At 43.4% G+C, this 16,478-nt stretch carries 20 protein-coding genes and 1 riboswitch; of the genes, 8 read left to right on the top strand and 12 right to left on the bottom strand.

The features are described 5' to 3' along the window. Positions 1 to 80: 80 nt before the first annotated feature. Positions 81 to 431, bottom strand: a complete 351-nt coding sequence (locus tag CALPO_RS0109975; RefSeq protein ID WP_026487186.1) for a hypothetical protein — start codon at positions 429 to 431, stop codon at positions 81 to 83. 127 nt (positions 432 to 558) lie between these two features. Here CALPO_RS0109975 and CALPO_RS0109970 point away from each other — a divergent pair, with 127 nt between their 5' ends. The 3 genes from CALPO_RS0109970 (at position 559) to CALPO_RS13770 (ending at position 1,809) form a co-directional block, all read left to right on the top strand. Beyond that, positions 559 to 744 carry a hypothetical protein gene (locus CALPO_RS0109970; protein ID WP_026487185.1) on the top strand — a complete coding sequence of 62 codons (186 nt, stop codon included), beginning with the start codon at positions 559 to 561 and terminating at the stop codon, positions 742 to 744. Positions 745 to 767: 23 nt separating this feature from the next. Beyond that, positions 768 to 1,022, top strand: a complete 255-nt coding sequence (locus CALPO_RS0109965) for a spore coat protein (RefSeq protein ID WP_035172772.1) — start codon at positions 768 to 770, stop codon at positions 1,020 to 1,022. A gap of 79 nt (positions 1,023 to 1,101) precedes the next feature. Beyond that, positions 1,102 to 1,809, top strand: a complete 708-nt coding sequence (locus tag CALPO_RS13770) for an N-acetylmuramoyl-L-alanine amidase family protein (RefSeq protein WP_051585957.1) — start codon at positions 1,102 to 1,104, stop codon at positions 1,807 to 1,809. Here the strand turns inward: CALPO_RS13770 and hisIE are convergent. From hisIE to CALPO_RS0109910, 10 genes are all read right to left on the bottom strand, one after another. Beyond that, the gene (gene hisIE, locus CALPO_RS0109955) at positions 1,790 to 2,416 is read right to left on the bottom strand and encodes a bifunctional phosphoribosyl-AMP cyclohydrolase/phosphoribosyl-ATP diphosphatase HisIE (protein ID WP_084295254.1); all 627 of its coding nucleotides are present in this window, start codon (positions 2,414 to 2,416) and stop codon (positions 1,790 to 1,792) included. The two genes, CALPO_RS13770 and hisIE, sit on opposite strands and share 20 nt — an antisense overlap. A gap of 33 nt (positions 2,417 to 2,449) precedes the next feature. After that, entirely contained in the window at positions 2,450 to 3,208 is a 759-nt protein-coding gene (gene hisF, locus CALPO_RS0109950; protein WP_026487182.1) for an imidazole glycerol phosphate synthase subunit HisF, read from the bottom strand. Continuing rightward, positions 3,202 to 3,912: a 1-(5-phosphoribosyl)-5-[(5-phosphoribosylamino)methylideneamino]imidazole-4-carboxamide isomerase gene (gene hisA / locus CALPO_RS0109945; protein ID WP_026487181.1), complete on the bottom strand. Its 711-nt coding sequence runs from the start codon at positions 3,910 to 3,912 to the stop codon at positions 3,202 to 3,204. The genes hisF and hisA overlap by 7 nt, the downstream gene beginning before the upstream one ends. Beyond that, a complete protein-coding gene (gene hisH / locus CALPO_RS0109940; RefSeq protein WP_026487180.1) occupies positions 3,909 to 4,514 on the bottom strand; it encodes an imidazole glycerol phosphate synthase subunit HisH in 606 nt (201 codons plus the stop codon). The genes hisA and hisH overlap by 4 nt, the downstream gene beginning before the upstream one ends. A 12-nt stretch (positions 4,515 to 4,526) precedes the next feature. Next, entirely contained in the window at positions 4,527 to 5,111 is a 585-nt protein-coding gene (gene hisB, locus CALPO_RS0109935; protein ID WP_026487179.1) for an imidazoleglycerol-phosphate dehydratase HisB, read from the bottom strand. Positions 5,112 to 5,123: 12 nt separating this feature from the next. Further along, the gene (gene hisC, locus CALPO_RS0109930; RefSeq protein WP_026487178.1) at positions 5,124 to 6,182 is read right to left on the bottom strand and encodes a histidinol-phosphate transaminase; all 1,059 of its coding nucleotides are present in this window, start codon (positions 6,180 to 6,182) and stop codon (positions 5,124 to 5,126) included. A 2-nt stretch (positions 6,183 to 6,184) separates the two neighbouring features. Beyond that, on the bottom strand, positions 6,185 to 7,474 hold the full coding sequence (gene hisD / locus CALPO_RS0109925) for a histidinol dehydrogenase (protein ID WP_051585956.1): 1,290 nt from the start codon (positions 7,472 to 7,474) through the stop codon (positions 6,185 to 6,187). Then, on the bottom strand, positions 7,471 to 8,097 hold the full coding sequence (gene hisG / locus CALPO_RS0109920) for an ATP phosphoribosyltransferase (RefSeq protein ID WP_026487176.1): 627 nt from the start codon (positions 8,095 to 8,097) through the stop codon (positions 7,471 to 7,473). Before hisG ends, hisD begins: the two co-directional genes overlap by 4 nt. A gap of 18 nt (positions 8,098 to 8,115) precedes the next feature. Further along, positions 8,116 to 9,261, bottom strand: coding sequence for an ATP phosphoribosyltransferase regulatory subunit (hisZ, locus tag CALPO_RS13765; RefSeq protein ID WP_051585955.1), 1,146 nt, complete (start codon positions 9,259 to 9,261; stop codon positions 8,116 to 8,118). A gap of 118 nt (positions 9,262 to 9,379) precedes the next feature. Next, positions 9,380 to 10,186, bottom strand: a complete 807-nt coding sequence (locus CALPO_RS0109910) for an alpha/beta hydrolase (RefSeq protein ID WP_035172545.1) — start codon at positions 10,184 to 10,186, stop codon at positions 9,380 to 9,382. 173 nt (positions 10,187 to 10,359) lie between these two features. Beyond that, positions 10,360 to 10,490: riboswitch (cyclic di-AMP (ydaO/yuaA leader) on the top strand. 274 nt (positions 10,491 to 10,764) lie between these two features. Between CALPO_RS0109910 and dapB the strand changes: the two genes are divergently transcribed. Together dapB and sfsA are read left to right on the top strand one after the other, a co-directional pair. Next, on the top strand, positions 10,765 to 11,613 hold the full coding sequence (gene dapB / locus CALPO_RS13760; RefSeq protein ID WP_035172543.1) for a 4-hydroxy-tetrahydrodipicolinate reductase: 849 nt from the start codon (positions 10,765 to 10,767) through the stop codon (positions 11,611 to 11,613). Positions 11,614 to 11,695: 82 nt separating this feature from the next. After that, positions 11,696 to 12,385, top strand: a complete 690-nt coding sequence (gene sfsA / locus CALPO_RS0109900; RefSeq protein WP_026487174.1) for a DNA/RNA nuclease SfsA — start codon at positions 11,696 to 11,698, stop codon at positions 12,383 to 12,385. Positions 12,386 to 12,413: 28 nt separating this feature from the next. Here sfsA and CALPO_RS0109895 read toward each other — a convergent pair whose 3' ends face one another. Then, positions 12,414 to 13,574 (bottom strand): DUF6612 family protein, encoded by a 1,161-nt coding sequence (locus CALPO_RS0109895; protein ID WP_026487173.1) that lies wholly within the window; start codon positions 13,572 to 13,574, stop codon positions 12,414 to 12,416. Positions 13,575 to 13,729: 155 nt separating this feature from the next. Here CALPO_RS0109895 and CALPO_RS0109890 point away from each other — a divergent pair, with 155 nt between their 5' ends. The 3 genes from CALPO_RS0109890 to ytaF all read left to right on the top strand — a co-directional run bounded on the left by CALPO_RS0109890 (position 13,730) and on the right by ytaF (position 16,475). After that, on the top strand, positions 13,730 to 15,010 hold the full coding sequence (locus CALPO_RS0109890) for a putative DNA modification/repair radical SAM protein (RefSeq protein WP_026487172.1): 1,281 nt from the start codon (positions 13,730 to 13,732) through the stop codon (positions 15,008 to 15,010). Positions 15,011 to 15,031: 21 nt separating this feature from the next. After that, entirely contained in the window at positions 15,032 to 15,769 is a 738-nt protein-coding gene (locus tag CALPO_RS0109885) for a TIGR03915 family putative DNA repair protein (protein WP_026487171.1), read from the top strand. 94 nt (positions 15,770 to 15,863) lie between these two features. Next, positions 15,864 to 16,475 (top strand): sporulation membrane protein YtaF, encoded by a 612-nt coding sequence (gene ytaF, locus CALPO_RS0109880; RefSeq protein ID WP_026487170.1) that lies wholly within the window; start codon positions 15,864 to 15,866, stop codon positions 16,473 to 16,475. Positions 16,476 to 16,478 lie beyond the last annotated feature (3 nt).

Here is a 16,478-nt window from a genome sequence, read left to right as displayed (position 1 = left end):
AAACCACTAATTAATCAATACATTTTTGCAAATTTATCGCTATAAATTAAAATATAAAATAAGCACACGGTATCGTGTGCTTACAGGCTTTTTAACTTCTCGCTTAATTTACTAAATCTTGCCAGGGCTTTTTTATAATTGGGATCTAACGCCGACATAAAGCTCATGACTTTTTCATAGCTTAACCCTTCGTTGCCCTGCGTTATTTTCTCAAAAGCGCCTTTGATATCATAAGGATTGACACCAGCAGGCAAATTTATCTTTGACAAGATATCTTTAAGCTTCAAAGCTAATTCGTCGATGCGCGCCTGAAATTCTCCATCAGACATCGCCATCAATTCATTGGTAAATTTTTTAAACTCTTCAGTACTGCTCGCATCCAACTGATTCTTTAAATTTTTAATTATCTCAAAAAGTTTGTCGTAGTCCACGCTATTGCCCCCTTAAAATTTCAAAATAAAATTACTATTACAGTATATGTGAAAGGGTCGTTTTTTTTCACCATTGAATATATTTATTTTTTTTACACAACATAAATACGTGAAAGGAGGAAAAGACATGGCAAATCTGACCCAGAAGGAACTTCAGTATATCCAAGACACCCTTTCTATGATGCAACAAAACGAAAAATGCTTTATGGACTGCGCCGACAGATTGAGCGATACTCACCTTAAGACATTGTGCCACCAGCTTGCTCAATCCCAGAAAAACGCATATCAGGCCATTATAAAACATCTAACGTAAAAGGAGGTGTATTGACATTGCAGATGACTGATAGAGATTACATGATGGGAGTCTTGAGCGATTTAAAGCTCGAAATTGATGGTCTATACCATGCCGTGGTAGAATCTTCTAACGATGACCTCAGAAGGGATTTCACCTCGGTGCTCAACACCTGCTTAGTGGACCATAAAAAAGTATTTGATGCTTTGTCCCAGAAAGGCTGGTATAAAGTAAAACAGGCATCTTCACAAGACATCACTGATGTAAAAAATACCTTTAAAACCGCTGCAATTATATAGTCAAATTCCCCCTTGCAAGTTAACAAGGGGGAATTTTTATATTGGCATCACAATATCCTATTGGTGGAGGTGTGTGCGGATGTTCATACGCTACCGAACCATAACCACAGCAGCGATAATTTTCTTCACGCTGTGCATCCTTCCTTTATCTCAATTGCTCCACGCGCAACACGTCTCGGCCTGGCTACAGCCTTTAGCGGGAAAGGTCATAGTAATAGACCCTGGCCACGGCGGAATAGATGGAGGGTGCAGCAGGGGAAGTGTCCTTGAAAAAAACATAAACCTATCTGTGGCACTGATTCTCCGAGATAAGCTCAAAAAAGAAGGTGCACAAGTGTACATGACAAGGGATAATGATACAGCCTTGGACCACTTAAATAACAAAAGCCCTTACAGGCACAAAAGGGATCTCATAGCAAGAACTGACATCATCAATCAGCGCAAGCCCGATATTTTCTTAAGCCTTCACGTAAATTCCGGCAGCGCCAGCAGCCGCGGCGCCATCGTCTTTTACTCCAGCAAAAACCCTGACAGCGCAAACCTCGCAAAATCCATACAGAATTACTTAAATGAGCTAACAGGATATATTCACACCCCTCAAGAGGGCGATTTTTTCCTCCTGCGAAACGCTGAAGTTCCCGGCGTACTGATTGAGATGGGCTTTATATCAAATCCCCAAGAAGTCACTATGTTACAGGACAAAACATATCAATCAAAGCTGGCAGAAAGTATTGATTCAGGGGTAGTTTACTATTTCCTTCGGTTAATCACTTTTTATACCTTCTAGCCAACTCGTCGTATATCCGATTTACGTCAACACCCCTCTCTGCCAGCATCACCAGCAGATGATACACCAGGTCGGATACCTCATAAGTTATTTCCTCAGGAGAATTGTTTTTTGCTGCTATAATGGTTTCTGCGCATTCTTCTCCTACCTTTTTCAGTATCTTGTCTATGCCCTTATCCAAAAGGTAATTGGTATATGAACCATCTACAGGGTGCTTTTTTCTATCTGCAATTCTCTCGGACAATTTTTTAATTATACCCACGCCTTCAGGGGCATCCTCCGATTTATACATAGTTCTGTAAAAGCAGCTCTTATTGCCTGTGTGACACACAGGCCCCTCGGGAATTACTTCTACAAGAAGCGCGTCAGCATCGCAATCGTACTCCAATCGCTTCAAATTGAGGTAATTCCCCGATGTCTCCCCTTTAAGCCACAAGGTCTTTCTGCTTCTGCTGTAAAAATTAACCTTTCCAGTTTTTATCGTCAATTCAATGCTCTCTTTATTCATATAAGCCAGCATCAATACCTCTTTGGTGTATACATCCTGTATCACAGCAGGTATAAGTCCGTTTTCATCAAACTTTAATTCATCCAAATTAATTCCCATACTCAAAACCCCTTTCAAATCTGCGTTCTGATACTATAGCCTGACCAAAACGCCCTGTGCCCTCAAATACTCCTTAAGCTCTTTTATAGACAACTGGCCGTAGTGAAATAGTGATGCCGCCAATGCTGCATCAGCTTTTCCTTGGGTTAGCACCTCATAAAAATGTTCTTTGTTGCCCGCACCCCCTGATGCTATAACGGGAATATCTACTTCCTCGGCTACAGCCCTTGTCAGCGACAAATCATATCCGCTTTTGGTGCCATCGGCATCCATGCTGGTCAGCAGTATTTCCCCAGCCCCCAGATCCTGCGCTTTTTTAGCCCACTGGGTTGCATCCAGTCCTGTATCTATCCTACCCCCTTCTATGTAAACATTCCACCTATCATTTCCAACCTTTTTTGCGTCTATAGCTACCACCACACATTGGCTGCCAAATTTCCTCGCAGCCTCTTTAATAAGGCTGGGATCTTTTACTGCCGCGGAGTTTATAGAAACCTTATCAGCGCCGCTTTTTAATATCTCCCTGAAGTCCTCCAAAGACTTTATGCCTCCGCCTACCGTCAGCGGAATAAAGACCTCCTCCGAAGTCCTCCTGACCACATCTATCATTATGCCCCTCTTCTCATAGGATGCAGTTATATCCAGAAAAACCAGCTCATCAGCCCCTTCTTGATTATAAGCCCTGGCTATTTCCACAGGATCTCCCGCGTCTTTAAGATTTACAAAGTTGACCCCCTTTACCACCCTTCCCCCTTTTATATCCAGACACGGTACTATGCGCTTTGTCAGCATAAAGTCACCTCCAGCGCCTGGCTCAAGTCAATATCACCTGTATAAAGCGCTTTGCCTATAATCGCCCCGTAAATTCCCATCTCTTTAAGCTTTATCACATCCTCTAGCGCAGATATCCCCCCTGAGGCTACAACGTCCAGGCCAATCCTTTTTATCTCCTCGATAGCTGAGAAATTAGGCCCTTTTAACGTTCCATCTTTTGATATATCCGTAAATACCACCGTCTTTACGCCCATCTCTTTTACTGTCCTAGCAAAATCCACATCTCTGACCTCTGTGGTCTCAAGCCACCCCTTAATGGACACTTGGCGATCCTTGGAGTCAATTCCCACAGCTACCCTATCGCCATACCTATTTACGGCGTACTCTAAAAGAGACCTATCCTCCAGTGCAGAAGTCCCCAGGACGACTCTAAAAACCCCCATATCCATAAATTCCTCTATATATTCTGCTCTTCTTATGCCGCCCCCCACTTGGACCTTTATCCCCTTGCTCACGATGTTTTGGACGATAGCCTTGTTAACAGGAAAGCCCTGTTTTGCTCCGTCCAAATCCACTACATGCAGGTATTGGGCCCCTTTGCTTTTCCACAGGTCTGACACTTGTTCAGGGCTATCATAATAGACCTCAGGGCTGGCATAGTCGCCACGAGTAAGCCTGACACATTTACCGCCCAGTATGTCTATCGCCGGAAAAATTATCATACCACCATCTCCCCGAAATTCTTTACGATCTTGAGTCCTACATCACCGCTTTTTTCTGGATGAAACTGGCAGGCATATACGTTATCCAGTGCCACCACTGCCGGGATTTCCACGCCGTATTCCACGCTGGCGCATACCTGTTGCTCCACATCGGTTTTAAGGTAATAGGAGTGCACAAAATACACGTAGTCGCCGCTATTTACGCCTTTTAAGAGGTTTGTCTGTCGCTTTATATTTAGCGAGTTCCACCCCATGTGCGGCACTTTGTGCTTTTTTGGTATTTCCACTATCTCACCTTTTAATATGCCCAATCCCTGGCAGGCCCCTCCTTCATAGCTTTTTTGGAATACCAGCTGCATACCCAGGCATATGCCCAGAAACGGCTTGCCCTTCTGTATGTTTTTTACTATAGCGTCCACCAAGTCCATGGCATGCAGCGCTCTCATGGCATCTCCAAAAGCTCCTACTCCTGGCAGCACCAGGCCAGCTGCATCGTCAATGGTGGACTTATTCTGGGTTATTATAGCATTGCAGCCTATATACTCAAACGCCTTCTGCACGCTCCTCAGATTGCCCATGCCGTAGTCTATAATCGCTATCATACCTTTCATTCATTACAGCACCCCTTTAGTCGACGGCAAACCCGTTTCCCTGGCATCCATGGATACAGCCTCTCTCAAAGCCCTGCCCAATCCCTTAAAGCACGCCTCTGCAATATGGTGGCTGTTGGTTCCCCGTATAAGGTCCATATGCAAGGTAATGGCCGAATTATAAGCAAATGCCCTCATGAACTCCTCTACCATCTCGGAATCCAAATCCCCTAACCTCTGCGAACCAAAAGGGACATTGAAGAACAAAAACGGCCTGCCGCTTATATCCAGTACCACCCTGACCAGGGTCTCATCCATAGGCAGGTAAAAGCTACCATATCTCACAATGCCCACTTTATCTCCCAGTGCCATGTTCAAAGCCTTTCCCATAGCTATCCCCACATCTTCCACTGTATGATGGCAGTCCACGTGAAGATCGCCTTTGGCAATTATTTTGAGGTCTATAAGGCCGTGTTTTGAAAGCAATGTAAGCATATGATCGAAAAAGCCAATCCCCGTAGATACATCAGCTATACCCTTTCCATCTAAATTCAACTCTACTTTCACTTCTGTCTCCAAAGTCTTTCTGGCAAATGTGGCTTTTCTCATGCAATCCTCTCCTTATCGCGACATAATCTCTTTTAAAGCCTCTATAAAGTAGTCGTTGGCTTCCGCTGTGTTCACGGTAACCCTCAGGCAATCATCAAGATACGGATCACCTTTAAAACTCCTTACCAATACGCCTTTTTCAATAAGTCGCCTGTGCACGCCCTCTGCATCAGCGACCTTTATGAGGATAAAATTAGCATGGCTGGGATACGATTTTACCCCTTTAATCTCCTTTAATCGCATATAAAGCCTATCTCTTTCTTTCACTATATAATCTACCCTCTCCTTATAGCTGCCGCTCTTTAAAACCTCACAGGCTATAGCCTGCGAAAGGGAATTAAGGTTATAGGGAGATTTGGTTTTATACATTTCACCAATAACCTCTTGGCTGGATATCATGTAGCCTACCCTAAGTCCTGCCAGTCCCATGGCTTTTGAGAACGTCCGCAATACCACCAGGTTAGGATACTTTTCCGTGAGTTCTACAACGCTGTTACCGCAGAATTCAAAATACGCCTCATCCACCACCAAAAGCCCCTTGACGCAGTCCAGCACCTTAACTATATCTTCCCGAGCAATTGTATTGCCTGTGGGATTATTAGGGGTGCACAAAAACACCACTTTAGGACTGTATCTGTATACGGCCCTCATAAACTCATCTGTATCATACTGAAACTCATCCCCCAAAGGTATGCCAACAGGCCTGGCTCCCGCTATCAGGGTATATATACGGTACATGCTGAAAGATGGCTCAGGGTATATCACACAGTCATCTTTTTCCACAAAAGAATTCATCAAACCGTGAATCAGATCATCAGAACCATTGCCCACCATGATCCTATCAGCAGGAACTCCAGCGTACTCTGATATAGCCTCTCTCAGCCGTGTGGCCATGGGATCAGGATATATGTTTGGCCTGCTTTTCTTTACAATATCTGCCATTTTTTCATACATGTCCTCAGAAAGATCAAAAGGGGACTCGTTAGCATCCATTTTGTACCTGCACTGTTGCATGTGAACCTGATAATTTTTTAAATTTACCACATCCCGCCTTACCAAATCCCTTATCATGTTTACGCCTCCTCATCAAACCTCACCTTTACAGCATTGGCGTGAGCTGTCAAGCCTTCCACCTGGGCCATCCTCACTATGTCATCTTTTACTTCCTCAAGCCGCTCCCTTGAATAGTACAGTACGCTCATCTTCTTCACGAAATCATCTACTGATAACGGCGAAAAAAACCTAGCAGTACCCGACGTAGGCAACACGTGATTGGGACCAGCTATGTAATCTCCCAGGGGCTCTGGGGCACTATGGCCTAAAAACACAGCTCCGGCATTTCTTACCAGCGGCAGCACCTCAAAGGGATTTTTCACCGCCAGCTCTAGGTGCTCCGGCGCTACCTCATTAGCTATGTACAACGCGTCATCTACGTCTTTGACCAGAATAATTGCTCCATAGTCTTCCAAAGACCTCGCTATAAGGGCGCGCCTTTCAAGCTTGTTCTGTTGAACCTTCAGCTCATCTACCACTTTATCTGCCAATTCCCTGCACGGTGTGACAAGGACAGAGGATGCCATTGCATCGTGTTCAGCTTGAGAAAGCATATCAGCTGCCACCCACCTGGGATTTGCCGTCTCATCCGCTACTACCAGCACTTCACTGGGACCAGCCACCATGTCGATGTCCACATAGCCGTATACCGCTCTTTTAGCCATAGCCACATATATATTGCCAGGTCCCACGATTTTATCCACACGAGGAATGGTCGACGTCCCAAAAGCCAGCGCCGCAACAGCCTGAGCTCCACCTACCCTGTATATCGCACTTACCCCTACCTCCCGAGCCGCCACCAGGACAGCGCTGTTTAATTTTTTCCCCGGCGGAGTGGTCATCACGATCTCCTTTACACCAGCTACCAAAGCAGGTATGGCGTTCATCAGCACCGACGAGGGATAAGCAGCACTGCCTCCTGGCACGTATATCCCCACTTTATCCAGCGGCCTTACTCTCTGGCCATAGATTACCCCATCCTTAAAGTCCATCCAGGAATTTTGCTTTTGCTTCTCATGATAAGCAGTGATGTTTTTAATGGCCTTGCGCATAGATCTTATAAGCTCACTGTCAATGGCGCTGTACGCAGCATCAATCTCTTCTTGGGTCACCTTTAAGGTATCCGGCGTAAGCTGTACTCCATCCAGCTTTGCGGTATATTCCAGTAGCGCCTCATCGCCTCTCTCCCTGACGTCGTTTATTATCCGATCTACCGTCTGCCTGACCTCACCAGTATCTTTTACAGTCCTTTGGGTAAATTCGGCAAGGCCATTTAAATCAATTCCTCGCGTAAAATCCAGTATCCTCACTCTACGACCTCCCTCAACCTTGAAATAATCTCTCTCATAGGCTGGCTTTTCACCTTAAGGCTGGCTTTATTGACGATAAGCCTGGCGCTTGATGAAAATATCTCGTCAAGGACCACCAGTCCATTTTCCTTTAGCGTCCTGCCCGTCTCCACAATGTCCACGATGACTTCAGACAAACCAAGTATAGGTGCCAGCTCAACCGATCCATTGAGCTTGATTATTTCCACGTTTTCGCCTTTTCCCTTAAAGTACCTCTCGGCAATCCTGGGGTATTTAGTTGCGACCCTTTTGTCCACAAAATACCTCCCTGTAATTTCTCTAGGGCCAGCTACCACCATCTTGCAGTGGCCAAATCCCAGATCCAACATCTCATAACAGTCCACTTCCTCTTCCATAAGCACATCCTTTCCCACAATGCCCATATCGGCAGCTCCGTACTCCACGTACGTGGGAACGTCAACAGGCTTTACCATCACAAACCTTATTCCCGACGAGTCGTCCTTTAATACGAGTCTGCGGGTTTGTAGCTTTAGCTGTGTACAGTCAATACCCGCTTCCTCCAGCATATCCATAGCCTTTTCCGCAAGGCGACCTTTTGCCATGGCAATTGTAATGTAATCCATCCTAATCACCTTAACCTTTTATACAAGAGATATAATCCGACTGTGCGCACGCTTGGTATAAGCAGGAAAATCTTCTTTTAAAGCTATCTCCACAATTTTCCCCGCTCTTCTCATTTCCTCGGCTCTGTAAAATGCCTCCTTGATCCTCTCCCTTGTGCACACAATCAGCACCTTATCAACGGGTTTTAGCACATCGCTGTGCTGTTTTGCCAGAGCCAGCATAGCCCTCTCTAACCCTACTGCAAATCCCACCGCAGGTTTATCCACGCCAAAATGGGAAACCAGATGGTCATAACGCCCCCCTGCCAAAACGCCATAACCTATGTCCTTCACAAACCCTTTAAATATTATTCCTGTATAGTAATTTAACTTCTGAGCAGTACCAAGATCAAAAATCAGGTATTTGTCCATACCCATATCCTTTAATACGCCGTAGACTCCGTGCAAATTCTCAACGGCTTGTATAGCCTTTTTACTGGATGTCATAGCTCTGGCCTTATCCAGTACCTCGCATCCCCCAAATAGCTCAGGAAGCTCCAAAATCACATTTTTTACCTCTGCACTGACATCCAGCGTATCCACATATCTGGCAAGCCACGACAGATTCTTTGTGGATATATAGGCTTTTAGTTTCTCCACTTCTTCGCCTTTCAGCCTGAATTCCTCAAAAAGGCCGTCCAGAAATTCCACCTGGCCCACGTCTATCTTGAAATCCCGTATACCTATGACGCTTAAAGAGCTTATAGCTAGCGCTATGACCTCTGCGTCCACTTCATCAGACCTTTTGCCTATGAACTCCACTCCCCCCTGGGTGAATTCCCTCAATCTTCCCGCCTGTGGTTCGTCATATCTGAACACATTAGCTACATAACAGAATTTTTTTATCGTTTCGGCACCATACCTGGCGGCCACTATCCTAGCGATCTGAGTGGTGACGTCAGGTCTCAATGCCAGTATATCTCCTTCTTTATCAAAAAAGCGGAATATGTCTTTTTCCTCTATAGACCGTAAGGCATTTTTAAAAGTATCGCAGTACTCAAAAGAGGGTGGTAAGACCTCTTCATATCCCCATGACGCAAAAAGCTTTCTGAGTTTCTCCTCTATTATCCTTTTAATCGCGAGCTCATCGCTAATGTAGTCCTTAACCCCATCAGGTAAATACAATCGCTTCACCTCTTTAATATGATAAAGCATTAAAGTGTTTTAATCATTTTACAACAAAAAATAAAGGGCGTCAAGCCCTAATCTCAACAAGCTAATCCCAGCAAACCTTGTTTTTGCGCTAACCCAGGTGTTTTTTTAACCACAAAGCGCACAGCTTTGTCCACGTGCCTACACAGGGGTCATTTTCAGCAAGCCCTATGCCGTGAGGCCCTTTTTCATAAATGTGCATTTCAAAAGGCACTTTATGGCGGCGCAAGGCCATAGCAAAAAGCACGCTGTTCTCCACCGGAACCCCTTGATCATCAGCCGTATGCCATATAAACGCAGGAGGAGTATCTTTCGTTACTTTTAGCTCGTTGGAAAAGCACCTCTTCAATTCCTCCGAAGGATTTTCCCCTAAAAATGCCTCCATAGAGCCCCTATGGGTGTGCTCTTCAAAAGTTATAACAGGGTAGCATAACACCATGGCATCTGGTCTGCAACTTATCCTCTCCACCGGATCGGCGGCATTTATATCTCCACAGTCGTAATGAGTTCCTACTGATGACGCCAGATGCCCTCCTGCGGAAAAGCCCAGCACGCATATCTTGTGGGGATCTATGTTCCACTCAGCTGAATGATACCTTACCTTTCTAACGGCCCTCTTGGCATCCATTAATATATATGGGTATTTATACGGGCTTACCCTGTAATTTAAAACAAATGAATGTAAGCCTATGGAGTTTATCCACTTGGCCACCGGCTCTCCTTCGTGTTCAGCCCTCTTTACATATCCTCCCCCTGGAAAAACGATGACAGCTCCTACTGGCCTATCAGTGTGGATCAAATAAGGAACCAGATGAGGACGATCTTCTAACTCAAACCCCATTGCCCCCGGTACGCCATTATCCCACAGCATTATCCTTTCCTTACCTTTGCAGTCCATAGCGTCTCTCCCCTTTCTATATTGACAAAAGTCCACTTAATAGAATTATAGAAAAACACAATATCAATAACAAGAGCGAAGCAAACGCTGTTAGACTTGACATTGTTGTCAAAAAGATATATACTATAAAGAGAGATTGACATCATTGTAGTCAGATGAGAGTTGAAATAAATAATAAATTTACGCTGAATTTCCGCAAGGGAAACGGGGGAACCATTGTTTGGGGCGTATTCCCGTAAAGGGATAGGGCAACCTTTCAGTCCGAGCCCGTCAGCTAACCTCGTAAGCGTTGAAAGGGAGATGATCTGATATTATATGGTGAATGAACCATGGATCACTCCATGGTTTTATTTATGCTATTCTAAAATATTTTCAAAGCACTTTAGAGGATAACACCTATTGGGGTTTTCTGTTCCTCGGTTTCTGCATAAGAGCAAAACAAAGATAACTATCTAAACTTGGTTTTCATAGGATTCCCTTTATAAAACCGAGCAAAAGCGAGGGGAAATCCTTTGAAAATATAACGATATAACGCGAAACCTTCGCGAAAATTAAGTAATTTTAAAGGGGGTATGATATTGATAAAGGTATGTATGGTTGGATTAGGAAAAACTGGGTCAGTTATTGCAAAAAATCTATTAAAATCCAAAGATTTAAAATTAGTAATGGCGCTATGCTCACCAGGCAGCGAAAAAGAAGGTAAAGACCTTGGTGAACTGTTAAATACAAGAGATACAGGAATACTCGTTATGGGATCAGATAAACTATCAGATAATCTGAAATTATATAAACCTGATGTGGCGGTGGATTTTTCCACTCCTGACGCGTGCGTTCACAATATGGAGGTATTTGCAAAACATAAAGTAAATATGGTTATAGGAACAACGGGTTTTACAAAATCGCAGGAACAAAGGATAGAATCAATAGTTAAGCAATATAAAATAGGAGTTGTAATGGCTCCAAATATTACATTGGGTGTAAATGTAGTAAAATTTGTAAGTGAATTGGTTTCCAGCCTGCTATTTGATTACGATGTGGAAATTTCAGAGGCCCACCATAGGAATAAGAAAGATTCACCATCAGGTACCGCAATTAAGATTGCCGATAGTATTTTAAAGGCTAGAAAAATCAAAGAAAGAAACTTTATATACGATAGAAGCATGGTACACAAACGCGAGGATAATGAAATAGGGATTTCTTCAATTAGAGCAGGCGGTATAGTAGGAGTGCATAAAGTGATATTTGCCGGAGAAAATGATATGGTGGAGTTAACGCATCAATCATTTAGTAGAGAGGCCTTTGCAGAAGGCGCTAAGAAAGCTATACGGTTTATCGCAGGTAAAAAAGGCATGTACGATATGGATGATGTCCTCAACTTAAAAACCGTACTTCAAAATTACCTAATGGAAGATTATGCTATAATTTAAAAAGGAATGCAGATAAGCATTCCTTTTTAAATTTTTTGTGGTAGTAGTATAATGGTTAATGAAAGGTTTTAGGAGGATTAAAATGGAGATACCAAATCCTATTATAAAAGCCACGTTTATAAAAAGATTAAATCGCTTTGAAGCCAATGTAGACGTAAATGGCAGCACAACCCTTGTCCACGTGCCCAACTCGGGAAGGTGCAAAGAGCTTTTTATCCCCGGCGCTGAAGTTTACATTGAAATAAGGCAAAGGCCGGGTAGGAAAACCCCTTACGAGCTCTGCTATGTAAAGAAAAGCCACAGGCTGATTTCGATAGATTCAAGCATACCCAATAAGCTGGTGTACGAGGCTCTCCTTCAAAAAAGGATGGACGCATTCGCCGTTTACGATGATATTCAGCGGGAGAAGGTGTACGGGGATAGCCGCCTTGACATCATGCTGAGAAAAGGTAAAGACATCTGCTACATGGAGGTCAAAGGGGTTACCCTCGAAGAAAACGGCGTAGCTATGTTCCCCGATGCGCCTACCCAAAGAGGGGTAAAGCACGTAAATGAACTCATCAAAATAAAGGAAAAAGGCATGAGAGCAGCTATAATCTTCGTAATTCAGATGGATGACATAAAACACTTTACGCCCAACGACAGGACCGACCCTGAATTCGGTGCCGCTCTAAGGCTGGCTACGTCCAAAGGGGTAGAAGCCTACGCCTATACCTGCAACGTGGACTTAGGCAGTATATCGATAAAGGACATGGTAGAAATTATGCTGTAATAAAAGCCCGGGCTGTATTTTGCCATTTTTAAGGCAAATCAGGTATAGTTAATTCTCTGGCATTTTTAGCCTCTTCAGGGAGAACCACTTTTATATCAGGATCATTGATATTGCTGCAGTTCATTGAACCACTGATCATTTCCCACTTTAAAGGCACAGGCTGACCATTCTCTGAAATACCGTCTTTTGTATAGATCTTAACCGCCATATTTACCCTGACCACATTATTTGTGGTCGTATCTATATAATACGTGTATTTACCATACATGCTTTCAAATACATCGTTATAATTCATGAGATTATTCATTCCCATCATTTTTATAACCTCATTTAACTTTTCCATGTCAGTTATTTTGGTATAAGCGTCAATTACATAAACCTCTTTCCCATCTATTACAGAATTATCAGCCATCCTGAACAACGTATCTTCATTCAGCACATCTGGCATCTGGATATTGTTCGCATCTTTTAAATTCGATAACCCTTGCACGGTCATGTACGCCCATTGATTGTCTTCAGATGATTTTAAATAGATTCTATCCCCTATTATGTATTCTTCCACTTGTTGATCACCTATCTGAGGTATGTTAAAGCCTATCTTTTCGTAAATGCCGGTGTTATCCATATCAGCATTAAAGGTCATGTCTATTGAATCAAAAGGTATAACACTTTCATCTTTCAAACCCATTATTATCTTAAAGCCTCCATTGATTCGCATGGTGCTTAATTGTATTCCGGAAGCCTTTTTTAATATTTCATAAGCCTCTTTAGACTTTGAAAATAGCGATTCAATAATCTTTTTGCCCTCAGAAGATGTTACCTTGCTGTCTAGCGAAACATATTTTGGTAACAAATCCTCTTCCAGCGCATATACATATTTTTCATTTTCACTAAGCTGATGTACGTCCATTTTGGACAAGCCATAAAATCTGCTCAGTATATAACCAATCTGCCTGTAGGTTATAGGCCGATCCAATCCTAAGTTGCCTTTGCCGTCGCCAAAAAGAATCCCTTTGTCTATAAGGTATTGCTGTACAGTTTTACCCCCCAAGTCAACTCCCGCCTGCTGTATCAACAGGTTGACAAACTCTCCCCTCGTCATGTAACTGTTGTCTGTTTGTGCAAGCCCAGATATGGGTAATGAGATTAAAAGTATACTGACAAGGGCCAGTAAAAAGATTTTTTTCATCGGATTCTCTCCTTCCCTTTATCAATTTTTATACTTATATTACAATATTATTCCTATTCCGTCAATCTTTTTATAATTAACAATTCGCATATATACAAACATATGTTTGATACTTTGTTTCAACTGTGGTAAAATAAACACAAGAGGTGTGGGATATGGACCTTTTAAAAAAAATCCAGATACTTTCAGCTTCCGCAAAATACGACGTTTCGTGCTCTTCCAGCGGCAGCATGAGAAAAAACACCTATGGCGGCATAGGCAACGCTTATTTCGGAGGCATTTGCCACAGCTGGTCTGATGACGGTAGATGTATCTCGCTTTTAAAAATCCTTTTTACCAACATATGCATATACAACTGCGCTTACTGCATCAACAGGTCCTCCAACGATATCCCCAGAGCCATATTCACCCCTGATGAGCTGGCTCAGCTGACCATCAGCTTTTACAGGAGGAATTACATAGAGGGCCTCTTTTTAAGCTCTGCGGTGTATAAAAGCCCTGATTACACCATGGAACTGTTGCTTACGACGGTGAAAAAATTGCGAGAACAATACCGCTTTAACGGGTACATACACCTTAAAGGAATACCGGGCGCTGATATAAGGCTTATAAAGGCCGCAGGATACTATGTGGACCGCATGAGCGTAAACATCGAGCTGCCTACCGAGAAATCCTTAAACCTTCTGGCACCCCAGAAGAAAAAAGAATCCATTTTAAAACCCATGGGCTTTTTAAAAGAGCAGATAGCAGCGCAAAAAGAAAGCAACAAGCTGATTGTAAGGTCAAGCCCAAAGCCCTTTGTACCAGCAGGACAAACCACCCAGCTGATAGTAGGCGCTACCCCTGAAAGCGACAGGGTTATATTGAAACTCTCCGAAAGCCTTTACAAAGTTTTTAACCTAAAACGGGTGTACTATTCCGCCTATGTGCCTGTAGCCCAGCACCCTTATTTACCGGCGCTATCCTCCCCTCCCCTATTAAGAGAACACCGACTGTATCAGGCCGACTGGCTTATGAGGTTTTACAGGTTTAGCGCTGACGAGATTCTCGACGATGCCCATCCTGACCTAGACCTGGATCTAGACCCCAAATCCCAGTGGGCCCTCAGAAATTTAAACTTATTCCCCGTAGAGGTTAACAAAGCCGATTATGAAATGCTGCTGAGGGTACCGGGTATTGGAGTGCGGTCCGCAAAGCGCATAATTTTTGCAAGAAAAGCCGCTCCCCTTGATTACGACACTCTCAAAAAAATCGGGGTGGTATTAAAGAGGGCTAAGTACTTTATAACATGCCAGGGCAAATACTACGGTGACTGCCGGTTTAGCAAAACACACATAAGGCAACGACTGCTGCCTGAAAAACAGATATCTATATTCTCGATGTACCCCGAGATGTTTTTGCAGGATGTAAGACCAGCCATTACAGGCGATATATAATACGTACGGAGATGGTGTAAGGTGCTTTGCTATGTTTACGATGGAAGCTTTGAAGGCCTGATGACAGCAGTATACCAATCATATAGTCGCAAAGAACAGCCGGACAAAATCGTAGAGAAAGGAGTATTGCAGCAAAGCCTGTTTGACACATATGTGTACATCGATGCCGATCCCGTAAAATCCGAGAAAGTATGCCAGGCTATAAAGGACAAAATATCAAAAGAGGCTCTAAAAAACGTATTATACGCCTACCTCTCGGAAATAGACGGCAGCTCTACCCTCATATATAACTACATACGAGCAGGGTTTAAAACAGGGTGCCGCATAGACAGATATCTGGGCGATGACACTGTTTTATCTATGCTCAGGGTCAGGCAAAAAGTCGCCGGTGAAGCCCACCGCATGTTGGGATTGGTGCGCTTTAGGTTGCTTAACAGCGGGGTTTACTACGCCCCCATAAGTCCTGATCACAACATCGTAGGCCTAATCGCGCCGCACTTCGTCCGCCGTTTTGCCGATCAGTATTTCATAATACACGATACAAAAAGGAATTTATCGGCTGTATACGATAAAAAGCAATGGCTCATAACAGATATACCGCTTAACTCAGATATGCTGGTAATGGCAAAAGAAGAGATAGAATTTCAGAAACTGTGGAAGGAGTACTTTAAAAATATAGCCGTAAAAGAACGCCTTAATCCCAGGCTACAGCGGCAATATATGCCCCGTCGTTACTGGAATTACCTGGTGGAAAAATAAGTGCGCATGGCAAACCTGCCTCCTGACTTTCCAATGACCATTTAGATTCTCACACATATAATGATACTGTTAGAACGATTCAGGAGGTAGGTTTATGCGTTATCTGGCCGTATTTCTCTTTGCCATATCTTCCAACGTAGACAACCTGATTGTAGGAGTTGCCATGGGAGTTAAAAAGTTAAAAATAAGCATACTAGGGAATTTAATCATAGCTTTTGTTTCTTTTGCAGGCACATACCTTTCCATGGCATTAGGTGGTATTCTGACATCTTCCCTATCTAGGGATTTATCCAGCTATATAGGAGGCATGTTTTTAATCGGCGCAGGAACCTGGAGCTTAATAAGCTGCAGCAGAAAAAATGGACAAAGCGCTAATTACAGCATAAGCCTGCCCTCCTATAACGACTACATGGAGAACCCGGAAAAAGCGGATATAAACCAATCGGGTTTTATAGACGCTAAAGAGTCTTTTATACTGGGATTAGCGCTGGCCTTAAACAACGTAGGCGTTGGCCTCGGCGCAGGCATGTCCCGCTTTGACGCATTTCTCACATCTGCATTCACTTTCGTCCTCAGCATAATCTCATTTTTAACAGGATTTCATATAGGCAAAAAGATTCTACCAAAATCTTTAAAAAAGCACGCACAATACATCTCCGGATGGATCATCGTAGCAATGGGTGTATTTCAATTTTTTTACAAGTGAATT

Origin of the sequence: Caldanaerobius polysaccharolyticus DSM 13641, assembly GCF_000427425.1 — a bacterium.
GTDB lineage: Bacteria > Bacillota > Thermoanaerobacteria > Thermoanaerobacterales > Caldanaerobiaceae > Caldanaerobius > Caldanaerobius polysaccharolyticus.
The sequence above is the reverse complement of the archived record's forward strand: the minus strand, read 5'-3'. Positions and strand labels throughout refer to the sequence as shown.

What these genes read in the sequence shown, in the direction of transcription:
- sfsA (WP_026487174.1), top strand. Translation starts at nt 11,696, where the DNA reads ATGGAGATACCAAATCCTATTATAAAAGCCACGTTTATAAAAAGATTA.
- hisB (WP_026487179.1), bottom strand. Translation starts at nt 5,111, where the DNA reads ATGAGAAAAGCCACATTTGCCAGAAAGACTTTGGAGACAGAAGTGAAA.
- CALPO_RS13770 (WP_051585957.1), top strand. Translation starts at nt 1,102, where the DNA reads ATGTTCATACGCTACCGAACCATAACCACAGCAGCGATAATTTTCTTC.
- CALPO_RS0109965 (WP_035172772.1), top strand. Translation starts at nt 768, where the DNA reads ATGACTGATAGAGATTACATGATGGGAGTCTTGAGCGATTTAAAGCTC.
- hisH (WP_026487180.1), bottom strand. Translation starts at nt 4,514, where the DNA reads ATGATAGCGATTATAGACTACGGCATGGGCAATCTGAGGAGCGTGCAG.
- CALPO_RS0109890 (WP_026487172.1), top strand. Translation starts at nt 13,730, where the DNA reads ATGGACCTTTTAAAAAAAATCCAGATACTTTCAGCTTCCGCAAAATAC.
- CALPO_RS0109895 (WP_026487173.1), bottom strand. Translation starts at nt 13,574, where the DNA reads ATGAAAAAAATCTTTTTACTGGCCCTTGTCAGTATACTTTTAATCTCA.
- hisC (WP_026487178.1), bottom strand. Translation starts at nt 6,182, where the DNA reads ATGATAAGGGATTTGGTAAGGCGGGATGTGGTAAATTTAAAAAATTAT.
- CALPO_RS0109970 (WP_026487185.1), top strand. Translation starts at nt 559, where the DNA reads ATGGCAAATCTGACCCAGAAGGAACTTCAGTATATCCAAGACACCCTT.
- hisIE (WP_084295254.1), bottom strand. Translation starts at nt 2,416, where the DNA reads ATGGGAATTAATTTGGATGAATTAAAGTTTGATGAAAACGGACTTATA.
- ytaF (WP_026487170.1), top strand. Translation starts at nt 15,864, where the DNA reads ATGCGTTATCTGGCCGTATTTCTCTTTGCCATATCTTCCAACGTAGAC.
- hisG (WP_026487176.1), bottom strand. Translation starts at nt 8,097, where the DNA reads ATGGATTACATTACAATTGCCATGGCAAAAGGTCGCCTTGCGGAAAAG.
- hisF (WP_026487182.1), bottom strand. Translation starts at nt 3,208, where the DNA reads ATGCTGACAAAGCGCATAGTACCGTGTCTGGATATAAAAGGGGGAAGG.
- hisA (WP_026487181.1), bottom strand. Translation starts at nt 3,912, where the DNA reads ATGATAATTTTTCCGGCGATAGACATACTGGGCGGTAAATGTGTCAGG.
- CALPO_RS0109910 (WP_035172545.1), bottom strand. Translation starts at nt 10,186, where the DNA reads ATGGACTGCAAAGGTAAGGAAAGGATAATGCTGTGGGATAATGGCGTA.